The organism is Levilactobacillus brevis, from assembly GCA_021383565.1.
In the GTDB taxonomy this organism is placed as follows: domain Bacteria; phylum Bacillota; class Bacilli; order Lactobacillales; family Lactobacillaceae; genus Levilactobacillus; species Levilactobacillus brevis_B.
In genome coordinates this window covers 2345053-2360839 of sequence record CP079699.1, presented here as the reverse complement: position 1 = coordinate 2360839, position 15787 = coordinate 2345053, and the positions used below count along the sequence as shown (strand labels likewise).

At 52.5% G+C, this 15787-nt stretch carries 13 protein-coding genes; 5 read left to right on the top strand and 8 right to left on the bottom strand.

Annotated elements, in window-relative coordinates:
- Window positions 1-93 precede the first annotated feature (93 nt).
- Window positions 94-2361: an excinuclease ABC subunit UvrA gene (locus tag KB236_10920; GenBank protein ID UIF29015.1), complete on the bottom strand. Its 2268-nt coding sequence runs from the start codon at window positions 2359-2361 to the stop codon at window positions 94-96.
- Window positions 2362-2586: 225 nt separating this feature from the next.
- Here KB236_10920 and KB236_10915 point away from each other — a divergent pair, with 225 nt between their 5' ends.
- Together KB236_10915 and KB236_10910 are read left to right on the top strand one after the other, a co-directional pair.
- Window positions 2587-3105, top strand: a complete 519-nt coding sequence (locus KB236_10915; GenBank protein UIF29014.1) for a DUF1440 domain-containing protein — start codon at window positions 2587-2589, stop codon at window positions 3103-3105.
- 41 nt (window positions 3106-3146) lie between these two features.
- A complete protein-coding gene (locus KB236_10910; GenBank protein ID UIF29013.1) occupies window positions 3147-4475 on the top strand; it encodes an MFS transporter in 1329 nt (442 codons plus the stop codon).
- 459 nt (window positions 4476-4934) lie between these two features.
- Here the strand turns inward: KB236_10910 and KB236_10905 are convergent, their stop codons facing one another.
- Entirely contained in the window at window positions 4935-5477 is a 543-nt protein-coding gene (locus tag KB236_10905) for a MarR family transcriptional regulator (protein ID UIF29012.1), read from the bottom strand.
- 252 nt (window positions 5478-5729) lie between these two features.
- On the opposite strand from KB236_10905, the gene KB236_10900 reads away from it, so the two are divergent.
- Entirely contained in the window at window positions 5730-5975 is a 246-nt protein-coding gene (locus KB236_10900; GenBank protein UIF30362.1) for a hypothetical protein, read from the top strand.
- A gap of 337 nt (window positions 5976-6312) precedes the next feature.
- Here the strand turns inward: KB236_10900 and KB236_10895 are convergent, their stop codons facing one another.
- From KB236_10895 to KB236_10885, 3 genes are all read right to left on the bottom strand, one after another.
- Entirely contained in the window at window positions 6313-7731 is a 1419-nt protein-coding gene (locus tag KB236_10895; GenBank protein ID UIF29011.1) for a DUF4097 domain-containing protein, read from the bottom strand.
- Window positions 7732-7733: 2 nt separating this feature from the next.
- A complete protein-coding gene (locus KB236_10890; protein ID UIF29010.1) occupies window positions 7734-8084 on the bottom strand; it encodes a PadR family transcriptional regulator in 351 nt (116 codons plus the stop codon).
- A gap of 199 nt (window positions 8085-8283) precedes the next feature.
- Entirely contained in the window at window positions 8284-8676 is a 393-nt protein-coding gene (locus tag KB236_10885; protein UIF29009.1) for a cytidine deaminase, read from the bottom strand.
- Between the two features lie 184 nt (window positions 8677-8860).
- On the opposite strand from KB236_10885, the gene lepB reads away from it, so the two are divergent.
- Window positions 8861-9445: a signal peptidase I gene (gene lepB, locus KB236_10880; GenBank protein UIF29008.1), complete on the top strand. Its 585-nt coding sequence runs from the start codon at window positions 8861-8863 to the stop codon at window positions 9443-9445.
- A gap of 142 nt (window positions 9446-9587) precedes the next feature.
- Here lepB and KB236_10875 read toward each other — a convergent pair whose 3' ends face one another.
- Window positions 9588-11282 (bottom strand): oleate hydratase, encoded by a 1695-nt coding sequence (locus tag KB236_10875; protein ID UIF29007.1) that lies wholly within the window; start codon window positions 11280-11282, stop codon window positions 9588-9590.
- A gap of 346 nt (window positions 11283-11628) precedes the next feature.
- The gene (locus KB236_10870) at window positions 11629-12708 is read right to left on the bottom strand and encodes a helix-turn-helix transcriptional regulator (protein UIF29006.1); all 1080 of its coding nucleotides are present in this window, start codon (window positions 12706-12708) and stop codon (window positions 11629-11631) included.
- Between the two features lie 153 nt (window positions 12709-12861).
- Between KB236_10870 and uidA the strand changes: the two genes are divergently transcribed.
- Window positions 12862-14667: a beta-glucuronidase gene (uidA, locus tag KB236_10865; protein UIF29005.1), complete on the top strand. Its 1806-nt coding sequence runs from the start codon at window positions 12862-12864 to the stop codon at window positions 14665-14667.
- Window positions 14668-14850: 183 nt separating this feature from the next.
- Here the strand turns inward: uidA and KB236_10860 are convergent, their stop codons facing one another.
- The gene (locus KB236_10860) at window positions 14851-15609 is read right to left on the bottom strand and encodes a hypothetical protein (GenBank protein ID UIF29004.1); all 759 of its coding nucleotides are present in this window, start codon (window positions 15607-15609) and stop codon (window positions 14851-14853) included.
- Window positions 15610-15787: the final 178 nt, after the last annotated feature.

Genomic DNA, 15787 nt, shown 5'->3' with positions numbered 1-15787 from the left:
AAATATCAACTTTTTGAGTTTTCATCAAAAAAGCTTGAGATAATCTATCCCAGACTCTTGGCCTACAAGTTTAGCTAGCCAACGGACAACCGTTCACTCCGCCATCCAGGCCTTCAGCGCCACACCCGTCCGCGACTCGGCATGCCGGGTGGCGTCTCGGGGCGTCCCGCTGAACTGAATGTGTCCGCCATAGCGCCCGGCGTCCGGGCCCACGTCGATCAGCCAATCGGCCTGACTAATCACCGCCAGATTATGTTCGATAATAATCAGCGAGTTGCCGGCCGTCACCAGGTCATTGAATAACTTCATCAAGCGATCCGTGTCTTTCAAATGCAGACCGGCCGTGGGTTCGTCCAGCAGATAAACGGTTCCCTGCTTGCCCAATTCAACCGCTAACTTCAAGCGTTGCAACTCCCCACCGGACAGCGTGGTCAGCGGCTGCGCCAACGTTAAGTAGCCCAAGCCCACGCGATCCAAGTTGCCCAATTGGCTGGCCAACTTAGGGGTATCTCTGAAGAATTCTGCCGCGGCCTTCACGGATAGCTGGAGCACTTCAGCGATGGTCTTGTCCTGATAGCGATACTGCAAAGCTTCTTCGCTATACCGCTTGCCGTGGCAAAGCTCACAGGTCTGAACGACCGGGTCCATGAAGGCCATATTGGTAATCGTCACGCCTTTTCCCTTACACCGGGGACAAGCGCCCTTCCCGTTATAGCTGAACATGCTGGTTCCCACGCGACCGTTCGCCTGACTGAACAGCTTACGAATCTCGTCTAAAATGCCCAGGTAAGTCGCCGGCGTCGAGCGAATGTTAATACCCACGGGGGTCTGCGCCAAATCAATGTAATCTTCGGTCAACTGCTGTTTGAGCGCCGTGACCAGTGAGGACTTCCCGGAACCCGCGACCCCGGAAATCACCGTCATCACACCGAGTGGCACGTCTACGCTCACGTCCTGTAAGTTATTCTCCGTCACGTGGCGCAGCGCCAAAGTCCCCGTTGGTCGGCGATCCAGTCCCCAGGTGTGCGGCCGCCGAAGCCATTTACCCGTCAGTGTATCAGAGGCCAATAGCTCGGGATAGGTCCCGGTAAACGTAACCGTTCCACCGCCTTGACCGGCCAGTGGCCCCATCTCGACCACGTAGTCGGCAAACGAAATCATCGCCGGATTGTGCTCGACGACCAACACCGTGTTGCCCTTTTCCTTTAGCTTGGTCAACGCCTGTTTAATCAGCTGAATGTCGTGGGGATGCAGCCCCACACTGGGTTCATCCAGGATGTAGACCATGTCGACCAACGCACTGGTCAGGTATTTGGCAATCTTAATGCGTTGGGCCTCCCCGCCGGACAACGTACTGGTCCCGCGGTCAAGCGTCAGGTATCCCAGACCAATATCAACCAGCGACTGAATCTTCGTGGTCAGCTCCCGGACGACATCGGTGGCCAGTGGCGCCGTAATCGCCTGTAGAAAGGCCAGCACGTGCCGCAAGTCCATGGCGGAGACCTCCGCGATATTGTGACCGTTGATGTGGTTGGTCAACACTTCCGGCTTCAACCGCGTTCCGTGGCAGACTGGGCACGGCTTACGAGTCACAATCTTGGCGATGGCATCACGGTGGTGAGCCGCTTCTTTCTTACCAATCACCGACCGGCGAATCCGTGGTACCACGCCCTCGTACAGCGCCGTCCGCGGAAAACCCTCGCCGGGATGCTTCAGCTTCTGCTGGGGCGCATGCATGAGTAATTCGTATTCTTCAGGCGTGTAGTCCTTGATTGGCTTGTCGTCGTCAAACAATCCACTGGTCGCATACCGCCGCCAGCGCCAGGTGTCCGGCCCGAAGCTCACGAAGGTGATGGCGCCCTGATTCAACGACTTCTCCGGGTCAATCAGCTGCTGCTCGTCAATATCATCGACGTAGCCGAGGCCCTGGCAGGCCGGGCACATCCCCTGCGGCAGGTTGAAGGAAAAGGTATCAGAATACCCGATGAATGGCTTGCCAATTCGCGAGAATAACAGGCGTAGCAGCGAATAAATCCCGGTGTACGTGGCTAGCGTGGACCGCGCATTTTTCCCCAAGCGTTGCTGAGCAATCACGATAGCTACCGGCAAATGGTCGATATGCCCGACGTGGGGCTGGCCGTATTTCGGCAAATACTGTTGCGTAAAACTAGGAAACGTTTCGTTTAATTCTCGCCGCGAGGCCGCCGCAATCGTATCGAAGACCAATGAGGACTTCCCGGACCCCGATAACCCGACAAAAACCGTGGTTCGGTACTTCGGCACCCGTAAGTTAACGTGCCGCAGATTATTTTGCGTGGCATCCTGAATATCAATATATCCCTGTTCAAAAGTTGATTGCATCCCGAACTCCTTTCATAACCGTCTCGTCCGTCCACCGCACGTTAACAGGGAAATACCGCCATTTCTGGCAGCCGTTTATCCCCGCAACGCACACTACAAAACAGCTTAACATACTCTAAATTTGAACACCAGTTCGCGGACTCACAAGCAAAATTTCCCAAACTTTCTGCTAAAACGACTATACTCAAACTTGTGTTAATGAACCATTTAAGGAGGAATCTGATCTTGTCTTTATTTAAAAAACGTCCCATTAATTTAACCGCTGCACTGCTTGCCGGTGGCGCGGCGGGCATCGTCTCTGGTCTCGTCAAGCTGGGCTGGGAGAACGTCCTGCCACCGCGGACCGAGGAACGTGACGCCACCAATCCACCGCAAACCCTGCTGGAACAATTCGGGATTCCCGCTAAGGTGACCCACGCTACCTACACGTACTCCGGCCACCAACTGCCGTGGGTCAGCTACGTCATTCACTTCGGCTTCTCGACCACCTTTGCCGTCCTCTATCAGATTATCGGTGAGAAGATTCCAGCCATCAAGAAGGATGCCGGTACTTGGTTTGGCCTCGCCATCTGGATGGCCTTTCATCTCGGATTGATGCCAGCCATGGGGACCGTTCCCACTGCTAAGGACCAACCGACCGAAGAACACGTCTCTGAGGCGCTAGGTCACATTGCCTGGATGGTTACCAACGACCTCGTCGGCGCGGAAGTCTACCGTCGGCTGGTCGCCGAGAAGAATAAGTAGGTTATTTCGCCACTAAATGCCGATTGGAGATGGTGTCTCGCATGAATGCTTGGCAAACGAGATGGCCGGAACGTTTGAGCTATGGGCTCAGCGATGCCGCCGATAACCTGGTCTTCCAAATGATGACCACCTACCTATTGTTCTTTTATACCGACGTCTACGGCCTCTCCGCCAGTGCCGCCGCTATCCTCTTCGTGGTGGCCCGGCTCGCCGATGTCGTGGAAAGTCTGCTGATTGGCCTGATGATTGACAGAACCCATTCGAAATGGGGCAAGAGTCGGCCGTTCTTTCTGTGGTACGCATTGCCTTACGTGATCTTCGCTATTTTGACGTTTGTCACACCGCCCTTCGGCAGCACCGGAAAGTTAATCTGGGCCTACGTCACCTACCTGGGGCTGGGCTTCTTCTACACGGCGGTCAACCTGCCGATCACGTCGATTCTGCCCACGCTGACGCAAAATGACCGGGAACAAACCGTCCTCGGTGTCATCCGCCAGTTCTGTGGCAGTTCCGTTCAAATCATCGTGGCCGTCGTCACCCTGCCCCTGGTCGCCCTCTTTGGCCACGGCAACCAGCAGCAGGGGTTCCTACTGACAATTATTTTATTCGGGGCCATTTCGTTGGCACTGATCTGGAACACATTCTTCCACGTCCACGAGCGCTTCACCAATCCCGAACAATCCCATCAATCTTGGCGGGCAGTAGGTCACATGCTGCGGCAAAACAAGCCGTGGCTGATCATCTCCGTCGTCATTCTTTTGTATTGGCTGACTACGGCGATTAAGAACCAGACGACGATTTATTATTTTAAATACATCCAACACAGCGAAGCACTGGTTCCCTACGCCAATGGCTTCACGTTTGCCGCGCTGATCGGGGTGCTGCTGATTGTCCACTCCGCTAGCCAATGGGGAAAGAAGCGGACCATGCTGAGCGGCATTGCCTTAGCGGCGCTCGGGCAATTAATCCTGAGTGTTGGCGTGGTGAGTGATGCCCTACCCGTCATCTTTGGCGGAATTCTGCTCAACTCCGTGGGAAATGGCCTCATCATCGGTCTAGTCTCCATCATGATTGCCGACACCATTCGTTATGGCATGGCGCTGGGGATTCAGGCCGAGGGGATTCTCGCCTCGACCGATGACTTTGGGGTCAACGTGGGATTAGGACTCGGCGGCCTCATCACGGCGGGGCTCTTCCACCTGTCGGGTTACGCGGCCAATCACAGTCAAAACGTGGCAACCCAGCACATGATTACACTGAATTACGCGTGGTTGCCCTTACTATTATACGTCGTGATGTTCGGGATTCTCCTCTTCTACGACGAACGCACGCTTCAAGCCAAGATCACTCCAGCCGATCGCGACGCTTAAGGCTTGATCATTACTGCCGCCCTGCCAGTCGCGTAGGATGAGCGGCCAATTAAGATGATTTGCATTGCCGGTGGGTGACTACTAGTCATGCTTGCTGCCACGGACAAACACCATCACTTATGGCAACCACTGTGCCGGAGGAGGCCAGTAATGGAGCCAGCCGTGACAACGGTGTTAGCTGGCGTTCTTAGCCAGGTTACAGCGTGGGACGACTTGGGAGACTTGCGGGTTTGTGCAAGGCTTCCAAGCGAGCCGGAAGCCAGTTCTTTGGCTGCAGGCGGTCCCCACAGCAGGCGGAATTGCTGGCAGCCGCAGGCGACTGGCTTGCAGGAGAGGTTGATATTGCGCGAATGGCGAGGCGGCCAGTCTCATCTCTAGTTGCTAGCCAAAACGAAACCATGAAAAAAGGCAGTACGACCCGTTACTCGGTGTCGTACTGCCTATTCATTTGCGATAAAATTAGTCACTAGTCCGGCCGCCATGTGTCCGGCCACGGTTAGAGTTGCGGCGCTTATCGTGTAAGCTATCAAAGCCAACGAAGCCGGCCGCTACAGCCCGGTCGTTTGCGCGGTGGAGCACCTTGATAAAGTGTTCGGCTTCATCCTTACCGAAGAAGCCTAACCAGCGGTGGAACCGTTCGTCGGTGGCTTGTGCCAAGTTTCGTTGAACCCGGCTTCCAGCCGCCGTTAAGGTAATGTATTTAACCCGACGGTCGTTAGGATCTACCTTTTGCATGACGTAGTTTTCCTTAAGTAATACATTGACCTGACGAGCGATAGCGCTCTTGGAGACGCCCTCTAGTTTGGCAAGTTCAACCAACGTCTGTCCATTCTTACTCCGGGCAACGTTCTCCATCACCATGAAGGCTTCAAAGGTCAAATTGTACTTTTGCGTCGGAATCGAAACGAAATCACCGATGTACTTAAAAATATGCATGTATAAGTCGTCAAACTCTTTCTTCAATTCTGCTTCCGTTACGTTGTCATTCGTCGTCTCTGTCATTATAAATCCATTACTCCTTCTAGTTTCAGCGCCGGGCGCTGCCTATTACCGTCCTAATTTGGGTACACCCCACGGGTCTTAATTTTAGCCGAAAAAACCAGTCCCGTCACCGGTCAATATTATGTAAGTGGATAACCCTGCTTACATTTCACTATCAAACCATCTTATCCAATGAAATTATTTTTACAGGTTTCCAATTTCGAACATACGTTCTATAATGGAATTAATCTTCACATCAAGGACGTGATAAAAATGTTCACCCAGGCTCACCAACAAATTAAGACACTACTCCAAACTGCTTATCAAAAAAATCAGATTACAACAATAAATATTCACAACATCACCTATACGGGAACCGTTGACTACGTTTCCCCGACCACCGTGTATCTTGGTCTAGCGGCCGGCCATTCGCGTGAAATTCCCCTCACACAAATCAGCCGAGTCCAACTACACCAATTTCAATCTTGGTGGTATCTCTATGACTCTCCCGTTCGGTAACTCCCTCTAGTATCGCCTCTATTGCCGAAAAAATAAACCTTTTTTTAGTAAATTGTTGGGATTTTATTTACAATTGGCAATAACCACCGTCTTTTCTGCGTTGTCTCCCCTTTCACGCCCCTTATTTAGCCGCTAAAAAAACGGAAAAGCTCCCGTGAACTCCCCCTGATTATACCGCTTCATGCCTTAAAAATTGTCCCCCATTTTGGAAGGGCTGGTAACAATTGGAATTTTGCATAGTTTAATTCATTGAAGGGGTTCAATCGCTTTTCCACGAAATTATTACCCTAAAAAATAAAATCCCCCTAAATCATTATGATTTAGGAGGATTTTTATCTTAGTCCAAGCGAATACTGCCGTGAACCGTATCAACTTTAATGGTTTGGGTAGGGGCGTCCCCGATGGTGCCAATCTTGTGGTGGCTATCATCCAGGGTTAATTGCGCCAACCGCGGTACCCGAACGGACCCGTCGTCGTTGCGCACGTCCAAGCGGTAAGCCGTCCCGGGCCCCACTTCCACGTGAACACTGGCGTTCCCGGTGATGGTCACATCACTGGTCAGATCGGTCAGGCCCACGTTAACCTTACCGTTGCCCGAATGAAATTGACCGCCGCCGGACAAGCCCTGAACCCGCACCGCACCATTACGGGATGTCGCGTCAACCTGTCCGCGTTGACCGTCAATCTTGATGGCCCCGTTGCGTGAATTCAGGGCCACATCGCCCGCGTGATCGGTCAGTCGAATCGCGCCGTTGGTCGACTCAACCTTCCCGGTACCCTTGACGTTGGCCAACGTGACGGCGCCATTGGTACTCGTCAGCCGGTAATTTAGGGCGGTCAACTGGTCCACCCGGACGGACCCATTCGTTGCTCGAATCTCAAAGTTCATAAGCTGGTTGTTAAATGCGCGAATGGCGCCGTTCGTCGCGTGAATGTCAAAGTCGGCATTGGACCGTAAATCGCTGATCTCCAGGCTGCCGTTGCCGGCGTGCACATGTACTCGCCCCTTTAAGTTGCTGGGAACAAAGATTTCGGTTCGAACGTGGAGTGGCCAGAGCCGGGGCCGATCACCCTGGTTCAATTCCAACCGGGAGCCATACTGCCGGCTACGCAGATAAAAGCGGTCACTGTCCCGGCTCATATACTCGTTGACCACAATTTCGTCAGTGCTGGCCTGACCCAATTTAACGGCCGCATCCGGATAGTTAATCTCTAGTTCGGTAAGGTCGGTCACCGCGAAAGACTGGGTGTTGACCAACTTCAGTGAGCCAACGTACGCCCGCTGCGGTCGCTCACCGTTAATCTTGACGTCGTCGCCATTCACGTCGATGAAACCGTTGCCCACCGAAACGTGGTCGCCGTCGACCTGCACCAACTTACCCAAATCTACCTTATCGCTGTCCCCATCAACGACGACGTGATCGCCCCAGGTAACCTGATCGTCCGTGATGTGGAGCTTGCCAATCTGAACGTGGGAATGAGACGCCGACTGCGAACCAGCGTCGTCGGCCTTAGCCTGTTGTTTCGCGGCGTCTTCATCGGCCACCTCCTTGAGGAGCGTGTCGATGTCGCCCAGCTGCTGCATGGCCTCATCAATGGCCTGGGACGCGTCCATCCCCTGGTTGATCTTGTCCGTCACGGCCTCGGTGAGATCGCAGACTAACTCTTCTTTTAATTCCGTCAACGCCCGTGAAGGTTGGTACTGGCGGAACCGTTCATCTAATCGCGTTCGAATATCCATCGTCATATCGTCCATTGTTACTCCTCCTCGCTAATCTGCCCGGTAATCAGTTCATCAATAATTGGCTTGGCAAATCGCCAGGCCGCCGTCTTCTCGGTCAACATCTTTTGCCCCACTGCCGTGACGTGGTAGTATTTTCGCCGCGATCCCTGGGTCTCATCACCCCAGTAGTCCGTCAACGCGCCGTTCTTTTCTAGACGCCGAAACACCGTGTACAATGTCGCTTCGTTTAGCTCATAATGGCCCTGGCTGAGCTCGCGCACCCGCTTGGCCACCTGATACCCGTAGCTATCACCCTGCTGCAAAATGTTTAACACAATTGTATCCGTATGGCCCCGGATTAAATCCTTTGAGATCACCTCAGCCATGATGCCACTCCCTTTCGTTGGTCTTCGATGGAACTAATGTATCACATACTACTGTGTGTGTCAAAGTAATTTATTTGAAATAGTATTTTACGCTCGTTTGAGCACAACAAAAAAGAACTTGAGATAAAATTCTCAAGCTCTGGTGACCTAAATCTAGCTAACCGGAAGACAGTCGCTTCCGTATGTAACTTCACTTTGATTATTTTAATTCCAGAAAGGCCCCGGGTAAAATCCCCGCAACCGTGGTCTCGGCCAATGCGCCCTTCTGGTTGGTCAGGTAAATAACTGCGTCTTGGTCGAAGAACTCGGTAATCACCTGCCGGCACGCGCCACAGGGGGCAATCGCTTGTTCCGTGTCCCCGGTCACGAGTAGCGCCGTGAACTTCTTCTCACCCGCAGCGATGCCTGAGAAAATGGCCGTGCGTTCGGCGCAGTTGGTTAGGCCGTACGATGCGTTTTCAATGTTACAGCCCCCGTATATTTTACCGCTGGCACCCACGACCGCTGCCCCCACGTGGAAGTGGGAATAGGGCGTGTAGGCCCGGTCCAACATATCGGTCGCAACTTGCAATAATTCTTCTAGCTCTGCCATGGTGTTTCCTCCTTAGCCTGTCTCTAGTAGTGCCCCTTAATTGTGGCATAGTTCTAAAGAAAGCGCTACCATTTATCCAAAATTTCTAGGGTTTTCTTTAACTTTTCGCTAAACTTCCAACCTCGTGGCCGGCGCGTGGTACACTTAGCCCTATTAAACTGATCTAGGGGAGCGCTTTGTAAACATGAAAGTAATACGCAATATTTTAAGCTGGATCGTACCCATTCTGGTTGCTATCGTTCTGGTCTTTTTGGTGCGGACGTACGGCTTCGAAGTCGTCAAGGTTTCCGGTGGCTCCATGGAACCCAATCTGGCCGACACCGAGCGGATGATCGTGGTCAAGCCACTCAAGGTGAAGCCCCTAAGTGTCATCGTCTTTGACGCGTACGGCGAGGACCCGAACGCCGCGAAGAACACCAACTACGTGAAACGCGTGATTGGGATGCCGGGCGACAAGGTCGTCAGCAAGAACGGCTACATCTACGTCAACAACCGGAAGATTAATCAGTCGTTTATCAGCCAATCCGAACGAACTGCGGGCACGGGTAACTGGACGCTCAGCAGTCTGGCCAAGGCTCACAACTGGTCTTACAAGGGCAATGCCGTGCCTAAGGGCCACTACTTCGTGCTCGGTGACCACCGCAGTATTTCCGAAGATGGCCGCGCCTGGGGCTATGTCGACGCCGATAAAATCATGGGCGTCGTGAAGGTACCGTTCTGGCAAGGAACCAAGCAGCATCGGGTCAACGTGAACGATATGGCGAGCTGATAGCCACAAATCCAAACTAGCTTGTGGGTTCGGGACAACATGTTCCGGGCCCACTTTTTTACGCCTAATTGGGGTAATTTAGCAATTTTGCCAAAAGAAAAGCGGGTTTCCGCCCGCTTCTCTTGCCCACACAACCTGTGTGTTAACTAAACATCTTCTTGGTAGCCCGCATCAAGGTCTTCGGGTCCTTATCGTAGCGTGGTGTGTCAACCAAGTTATCCATTGGCACGCCCGCAAAGTGGAAGGCTGCAATTTCACCAGAACGAGTAGCACTCTGTTCCGTGAAGATCATCTGATATGGCTGCTCAACGAATTCACCGGTGAAGGCCAAGTTCGTGGAGTGTGCTGGGATGACTTCTGGCCGATCACTCTTCGCCCGGTTATTAAACAGGGCCGAAGCGTATGGCATGTAGACCGGAATGTTGTTGATAATACTGTCGAGAATCTCGGCTTCATGATTCTTGATGTTATTTGGTCCCGGATCAACCTTGGAGAGTTGCCCGATCAATTCCTGAGCCATTTCTTTCCCAGTCATCTTGATGTATTGCTTGTGGACAAATTCACCCTGACGCCGTGGGTACAGGAAGTAGCCCCAAATAACTGATTCATTCGGCTTCTGAGTCGTAAAGTGGGGTTGATGGTGCACCACAATCGACATGTTCACGTCTTTTTGCCCTAATGGGGTGATTGGCGTGGTTGAAATAAAGGAGTTCAGCGCATTCCCCGGAACCTGCGTGGTAATCCGCGTAATTTCGTTCAACAACAGATGGTTCTTCGTGGTCAGAGTGAAGCTGACCCATTCGGAATTCTTCCGGTCGTCGAAGAACTTATCCGGCGTCCCTAAGTTGTAGAACCGTTCCGTGGCTTTCTTCCACAGTGCGGCACTGATGCCGTATTCCATGTTTTCCGGTGCTGGGGTATTGTAGTCCCCCATCGTCGCGGAGTCGGTGATGGAGCCGTTGGTGAAGATCACCGCCGTATCGTCGTCAATCTTGACGACCTCTTCGGTATCATCTTCCACGTTCTTCACGTGCAGGCCGGTTACCGTGATTTCGTCTTGCATGGCGCTGTCGGCGAACTCCCAGTCCGTCACGATCCGGTTGGAAATGAAGGTCACACCCTCATCCTTTAAGTAATTAATCAGCGGGAGCATCATACTTTCAAACTGGTTGTACCGGGTCCGGTCAACCCCAACCAAGTGTTCAATTTGCGTAAATTCATAAATCATCTGGTGCATGTAACGGCGTAGCTCTTGAACCGAGCTTTGAATCCGGAAGGCGAACGTGGTTTCCCACATGTACCAGAAGTTGGTCTGGAACATGTGCGGATCGTCCTTGAAGAACTCGGCAATCGTCACGTTGTCCAACTTGGTTTCTTCTTCGTCCGGCATTAAGACCAACTTGGAGAGCAAGACCCGGTCCTTATTGTTCAGACCCAGCTTGCCGCCGTCGATGATTCCCTTGCCGCCTTCCATCAACCGGGCAATATCATAGGTCCGGTGATGCGCGTCGAAATCGCGGGTATCTTCGGCCGCGGTCATGCCCTCCTCGGTCGCCGAAGGAATCCGGTCGAGTAAGTCCATTAAATCAACGTACGTTCGGTAATTCAGCATCCGGCCACCACGGGCAACGTACCCCGTGCGGTTATCCAACGGGTGTTCTTTGTTCCAGTACTCATCACTGAAGTCACTGGTCTCGCCACCATCGTTGGCCCCGTGCATATCAGCGCCGTAAAACGTAATATTTTCACCGCGCCAATGGCCTTCTTGAATCAGGTAAACCGCTGCGGCCATGTTAGATAAACCGGCACCGATCATTACTGCTTTTGTTTTAACCATCAAAAACACCTCCGTAGATTCTTTGAGCCCTTTACACCTCCCATTATGCTTGCTTAGTCAATCGTTGTAAAGCGTTTACATGAACTAATTAGCAACTTCTAAGAAACGCAAGGAAACCTTAATCTACCGGCCATTGTGACAGGGCGTGTTGTAATTGTAATTGTCCAATTGACAGTCTAAATTGACGGTAAATTCTCACGGCTGATGGTGGCCAATCGAACCGCTACGTCGTTTATTTGTTTTTCAATAATCTCGTTTTCTGCCGGTTATGCTGTTTCAGCATAACATGACTGGTCGCTACCGCCTAGAACTTTCGTTTTAACCGCCAAATGGTTCAGGACCACCCTTACTTCTGCACAGTCGGTGTACTACCGCGCAGATAGGCCAGCGGTGTCATCCCCGTATACCGTTTGAACGTACGGTTGAAGTAGGTCACGTTGTTGAAACCCACGCGAAACGCCACGTCCGTCACGGATTCGGGGCGGTGACGCAGGAACTGCTGGGCCATCTGCACGCGGTACCGGTTGATAAATTCAAAGATGGTCTCGTCAGTCTCCTGCTTGAAGCGTCGTGACAGATAGGTTGGCGCGGCCTGCGCGGCGCTGGCGATTTCCGCTAGACTCAGATCCGCTTGATAGTGGCGATAGATGAATTGTAGGGCCTGATTCACCTTACGGCTGTAGTGATTCTCACGACGAGCGGCCACAATTTCGCAGTATTGCATCGCCATCTCATCCGTCAGGCGCTGGTGGTGTGCCAGCGACCGGAGCTGTTCAATCTCAACGGCATAGTGGCTGGAAACGCGGTCCAAAATCACCGGGCTGATATTGCCACGCTCGGCCGCGATCCGGCACATGGTATTAAAGACGTAGAGAATGTTCTTGGCCGATCGCAACCGCCGATTGGGGACCCGCGAGAAGAACGTCTCAATATCTAAACTACGCGTGTTGGCCAACATCTCCGGTAACCGCGCCGTATCTCCCTGGGTGATCGTCGCCATGAGCCGGTTCTGACTCGCATAGCGCCGGGCCACCATGGCATCGTTATCGCTATCCGTCGCCGCTAGGTCCACGGCCAACGGCGGCACCTTGATGTGGTCGTCGTGAAGCGTCACTTCGGACCCGGCCCCCAGCACACACCGGCCCATAATCCGGGCTAGCCGATGACTCTCGGTTACACACGGCCCCGCAATCAGATAGCCCATCAGCCGCTGATCCACAAAAATCCCCAGCGCCAGGAAGTCTCCCTGAGCAGTAATCGCCCGCTCCACGCGCTGGCAAGTCGTGGGCAGTGTCCGGAAGACGGGGAATGGGGCATCGTCTCCGCTCAGCTGCAGGGTGGTCAACTGCGTATCACACAACCGCATGGACACCCCACTGATTTGAGCTAAATCGGCGGCGATCATTTTCATTTCTGCCCACTGCATCGCGTCATCCTCCTCATTTTTGAAAAATAATTTCAAGCAAAGTTAAGATTGTATTGAAAACCATAATATTGTTAAAGCCAATCAACTAAGTTTAGTTTATTCTTTTTGTAAGCGATTGCAATGACAATCGAAATATTTTGAGGAGTGATTTGCATGTTATACCCTTTGATGACCGCTACCCGTTCCGTTTTGAGCCTCAATGGCATCTGGTCCTTCAAGATGCAGGCGGCTGGCGAAACCATTAGCCCCGAAACCCCACTGAAGACCAGCGATGTTATGGCCGTTCCCGCGTCCTTTAACGACCAAACGGCGAATCCCGAGCTACGCAACCACAGTGGCTACTTCTGGTACGAACGCGACTTTACCGTTCCAACCGCACTGATGGACCAACGTCTCAGTCTGCGCTTCGGCTCGGCCACCCATGAAGCCTGGGTCTTCGTCAATGGCATCGCGGTCGGTCACCACAAGGGTGGCTTCACCCCGTTCGAGCTGCCGATCAACGATCAGGTGCACGCTGGAACCAACCGGTTGACCGTCAAACTCAGCAACCTCTTAGACCATACCACGTTACCCGTCGGCAATTACTCGGAAACTAAAGACGCGGACGGCCACACCGTCGCCCACGTCGATGAAAACTTTGACTTCTTCAACTACGCCGGTCTCCACCGCAACGTCAATCTTTTGGCGACACCGTGGAACCGCGTGGAGGATGTCACCATCACCCCGGATGTCGACCTAGCCACCAAGAGTGCCGACATCGCGGTTAACGTAAAAACCACGACAGCCGCAACGGTCAAGGTCACGCTCTTGGACGAGACCGATACCGTTGTCGCCACGGCCGCGGGCGCATCAACCACCATTCATTTGGATAACGTCCACCTGTGGCAACCCCTTCACGCCTACCTCTACCAGGCCCGCGTTGAGATTGTGGACGGCAGTACCGTCATCGATAGTTATACGGAGCCGTTCGGTATTCGGACCGTCGCCATTGAAGCCGGTAAATTCTTAATCAACGGTCACCCCTTCTACTTCAAGGGCTTCGGCAAGCACGAGGACTCCTACGTCAACGGTCGCGGCATGAATGAAGCCGTTAACGTCTTGGACCTGAACCTCTTAAAGAAGATTGGGGCCAACTCGTTCCGGACATCGCACTACCCATATTCCGAAGAAATGATGCGGCTGTGTGACCGCGAGGGAATTGTCGTCATTGACGAGGTTCCCGCAGTTGGGTTGATGCCCGACTTTAACTTCGACGTGTCCAGCGCCTTCAAGAATACCGATAACCCCTTCTGGTCAACCATCCAGACCCAAGCCGCTCATAAACAGGCGCTGGAAGAAATGATTGGTCGCGACAAGAACCACGCGTCCGTGGTCATCTGGTCGATTGCTAACGAACCGGCCACCTTCCTTCCCGGCGCCCACGATTACTTCGAGCCGTTATTTAACCTGGCGCGGCGCCTCGACCCTCAGGATCGGCCGTGCACCTACATCAACATCATGATGTCCACACCGGACCGCGACAACTGCTCGGACCTCGCCGACCTCTTGACGCTGAACCGTTACTACGGTTGGTACCTACAAACGGGTGACTTGAAAGCCGCCGCGCAGGCCGAAGAAGCCGAGCTCCGCACGTGGCAGGAAAAGTGGCCGGATAAGCCGATCATGTTCACCGAATTCGGGGCCGATACGGTTGCCGGCGTTCACAGCGCCTACAACGAGCCGTTCTCCGAGGAATATCAGGTGAACTACTACGACATGAACGCTAAGATCTTCGACAAGATCGACAATTTCGTGGGGGAACAGCTCTGGAACTTCGCCGACTTCCAAACCAAGTTCGGTATCAACCGCGTTCAAGGAAATAAGAAAGGGATTTTCACCCGTTCCCGGGAACCTAAAGCAGCCGCAATTTGGCTGAGTCACCGGTGGAATGGGATTCCTAACTTTGGGTATAAGAAATAAGACAATTATCTATTTTAAAGAGGACAAGTCGAAGTAGCTACTAAAGTTCTATTGGCCCCAAAACAAACAGGGTAAAGACTGCAACTTAATGTCTTTACCCTATTTGTTTGGTATTTACCTAATAATGCTCAAAAAAAACGGACGGCCTCAGCCATCCGTTTTTTAAATTATACTGGAGTGCGACTAATCAGCTGCCATGAACTTGCCAGCAGTCAGTTGGGAAGCCAGAACCCAGCCCTTCGTCTTGCCATTAGTTACGTAGTTGTACTTCACGTTCTTCTTAGCTTTCTTAATCGTGATTGTCTTGGTTGCGTAGAAGGTCTTGCTTTGTGGCAATAAGCCCTTCTTCGTCAACGTAACCTTGGACTTGTCAGCGGCGAATTTGCCGGAGTAGAATGCTGGTGTGTTGCCCTTGAAGTGGAACGCGGTCTTCTTCAGGTTCTTAGCACTAACCAGCGTGTAGGTCTTGGCTGCAACTTTATCTGCGGCCTTCTTGGCATCGGCCTTACCATCAGCAGCCATGAACTTGCCGGCAGTCAGTTTGGAAAGTGCTACCCAACCCGCTGTCTTGCCGTTAGCTGTCTTGATGTAAGCGTAGGTGACCTTTTTAGCCTTAGTGGTCTTCGTTGCCTTGACTTTAACCACAATCTTCTTGGTTGCGTAGTAAGTCTTGCTCCCTGCTAAGGTGCCCTTCTTGGTCATCGTAACCTTTGCCTGGTCTGCCGCAAACTTTGCACTATAGAGTGCTGGTTTGCCACTCTTAACGTGGTAAGCCGCTTTTTTGATGGTTTTAGCACTAATTAAAGTGTGGGTGACCTTTTTAGCTGCTGTCTTTGTTGCCGCAAAAGCTGTGACGCTGTCATTTGCGGGAGCAATGGCACCCATCCCCAATGGTAATACCATCGCAGCGGCGGCCGCGATCATTGCAACTTTTTTCATCATAACAATTACCCCCAGTAAATTTTTGAATTCATCCCTGAACTCAAATAGTATCTTACCACGGTCTTTTTTTGCCGACCGAAATGAGCGCTCATTTTGGCCTAAAAAGTGTAAAAAAACGCGGCCTAACGGTAAAGTCAGGGAACTAACATTTTGAGTGGTCATTGATGTCATCTGAGAA

Coding starts and splice junctions, on each gene's coding strand:
- KB236_10885 (UIF29009.1), bottom strand. CDS start 8,676: ATGGCAGAGCTAGAAGAATTATTGCAAGTTGCGACCGATATGTTGGAC.
- KB236_10920 (UIF29015.1), bottom strand. CDS start 2,361: ATGCAATCAACTTTTGAACAGGGATATATTGATATTCAGGATGCCACG.
- KB236_10910 (UIF29013.1), top strand. CDS start 3,147: ATGAATGCTTGGCAAACGAGATGGCCGGAACGTTTGAGCTATGGGCTC.
- KB236_10860 (UIF29004.1), bottom strand. CDS start 15,609: ATGATGAAAAAAGTTGCAATGATCGCGGCCGCCGCTGCGATGGTATTA.
- KB236_10870 (UIF29006.1), bottom strand. CDS start 12,708: ATGCAGTGGGCAGAAATGAAAATGATCGCCGCCGATTTAGCTCAAATC.
- KB236_10890 (UIF29010.1), bottom strand. CDS start 8,084: ATGGCTGAGGTGATCTCAAAGGATTTAATCCGGGGCCATACGGATACA.
- lepB (UIF29008.1), top strand. CDS start 8,861: ATGAAAGTAATACGCAATATTTTAAGCTGGATCGTACCCATTCTGGTT.
- KB236_10895 (UIF29011.1), bottom strand. CDS start 7,731: ATGGACGATATGACGATGGATATTCGAACGCGATTAGATGAACGGTTC.
- uidA (UIF29005.1), top strand. CDS start 12,862: ATGTTATACCCTTTGATGACCGCTACCCGTTCCGTTTTGAGCCTCAAT.
- KB236_10875 (UIF29007.1), bottom strand. CDS start 11,282: ATGGTTAAAACAAAAGCAGTAATGATCGGTGCCGGTTTATCTAACATG.
- KB236_10900 (UIF30362.1), top strand. CDS start 5,730: ATGTTCACCCAGGCTCACCAACAAATTAAGACACTACTCCAAACTGCT.
- KB236_10905 (UIF29012.1), bottom strand. CDS start 5,477: ATGACAGAGACGACGAATGACAACGTAACGGAAGCAGAATTGAAGAAA.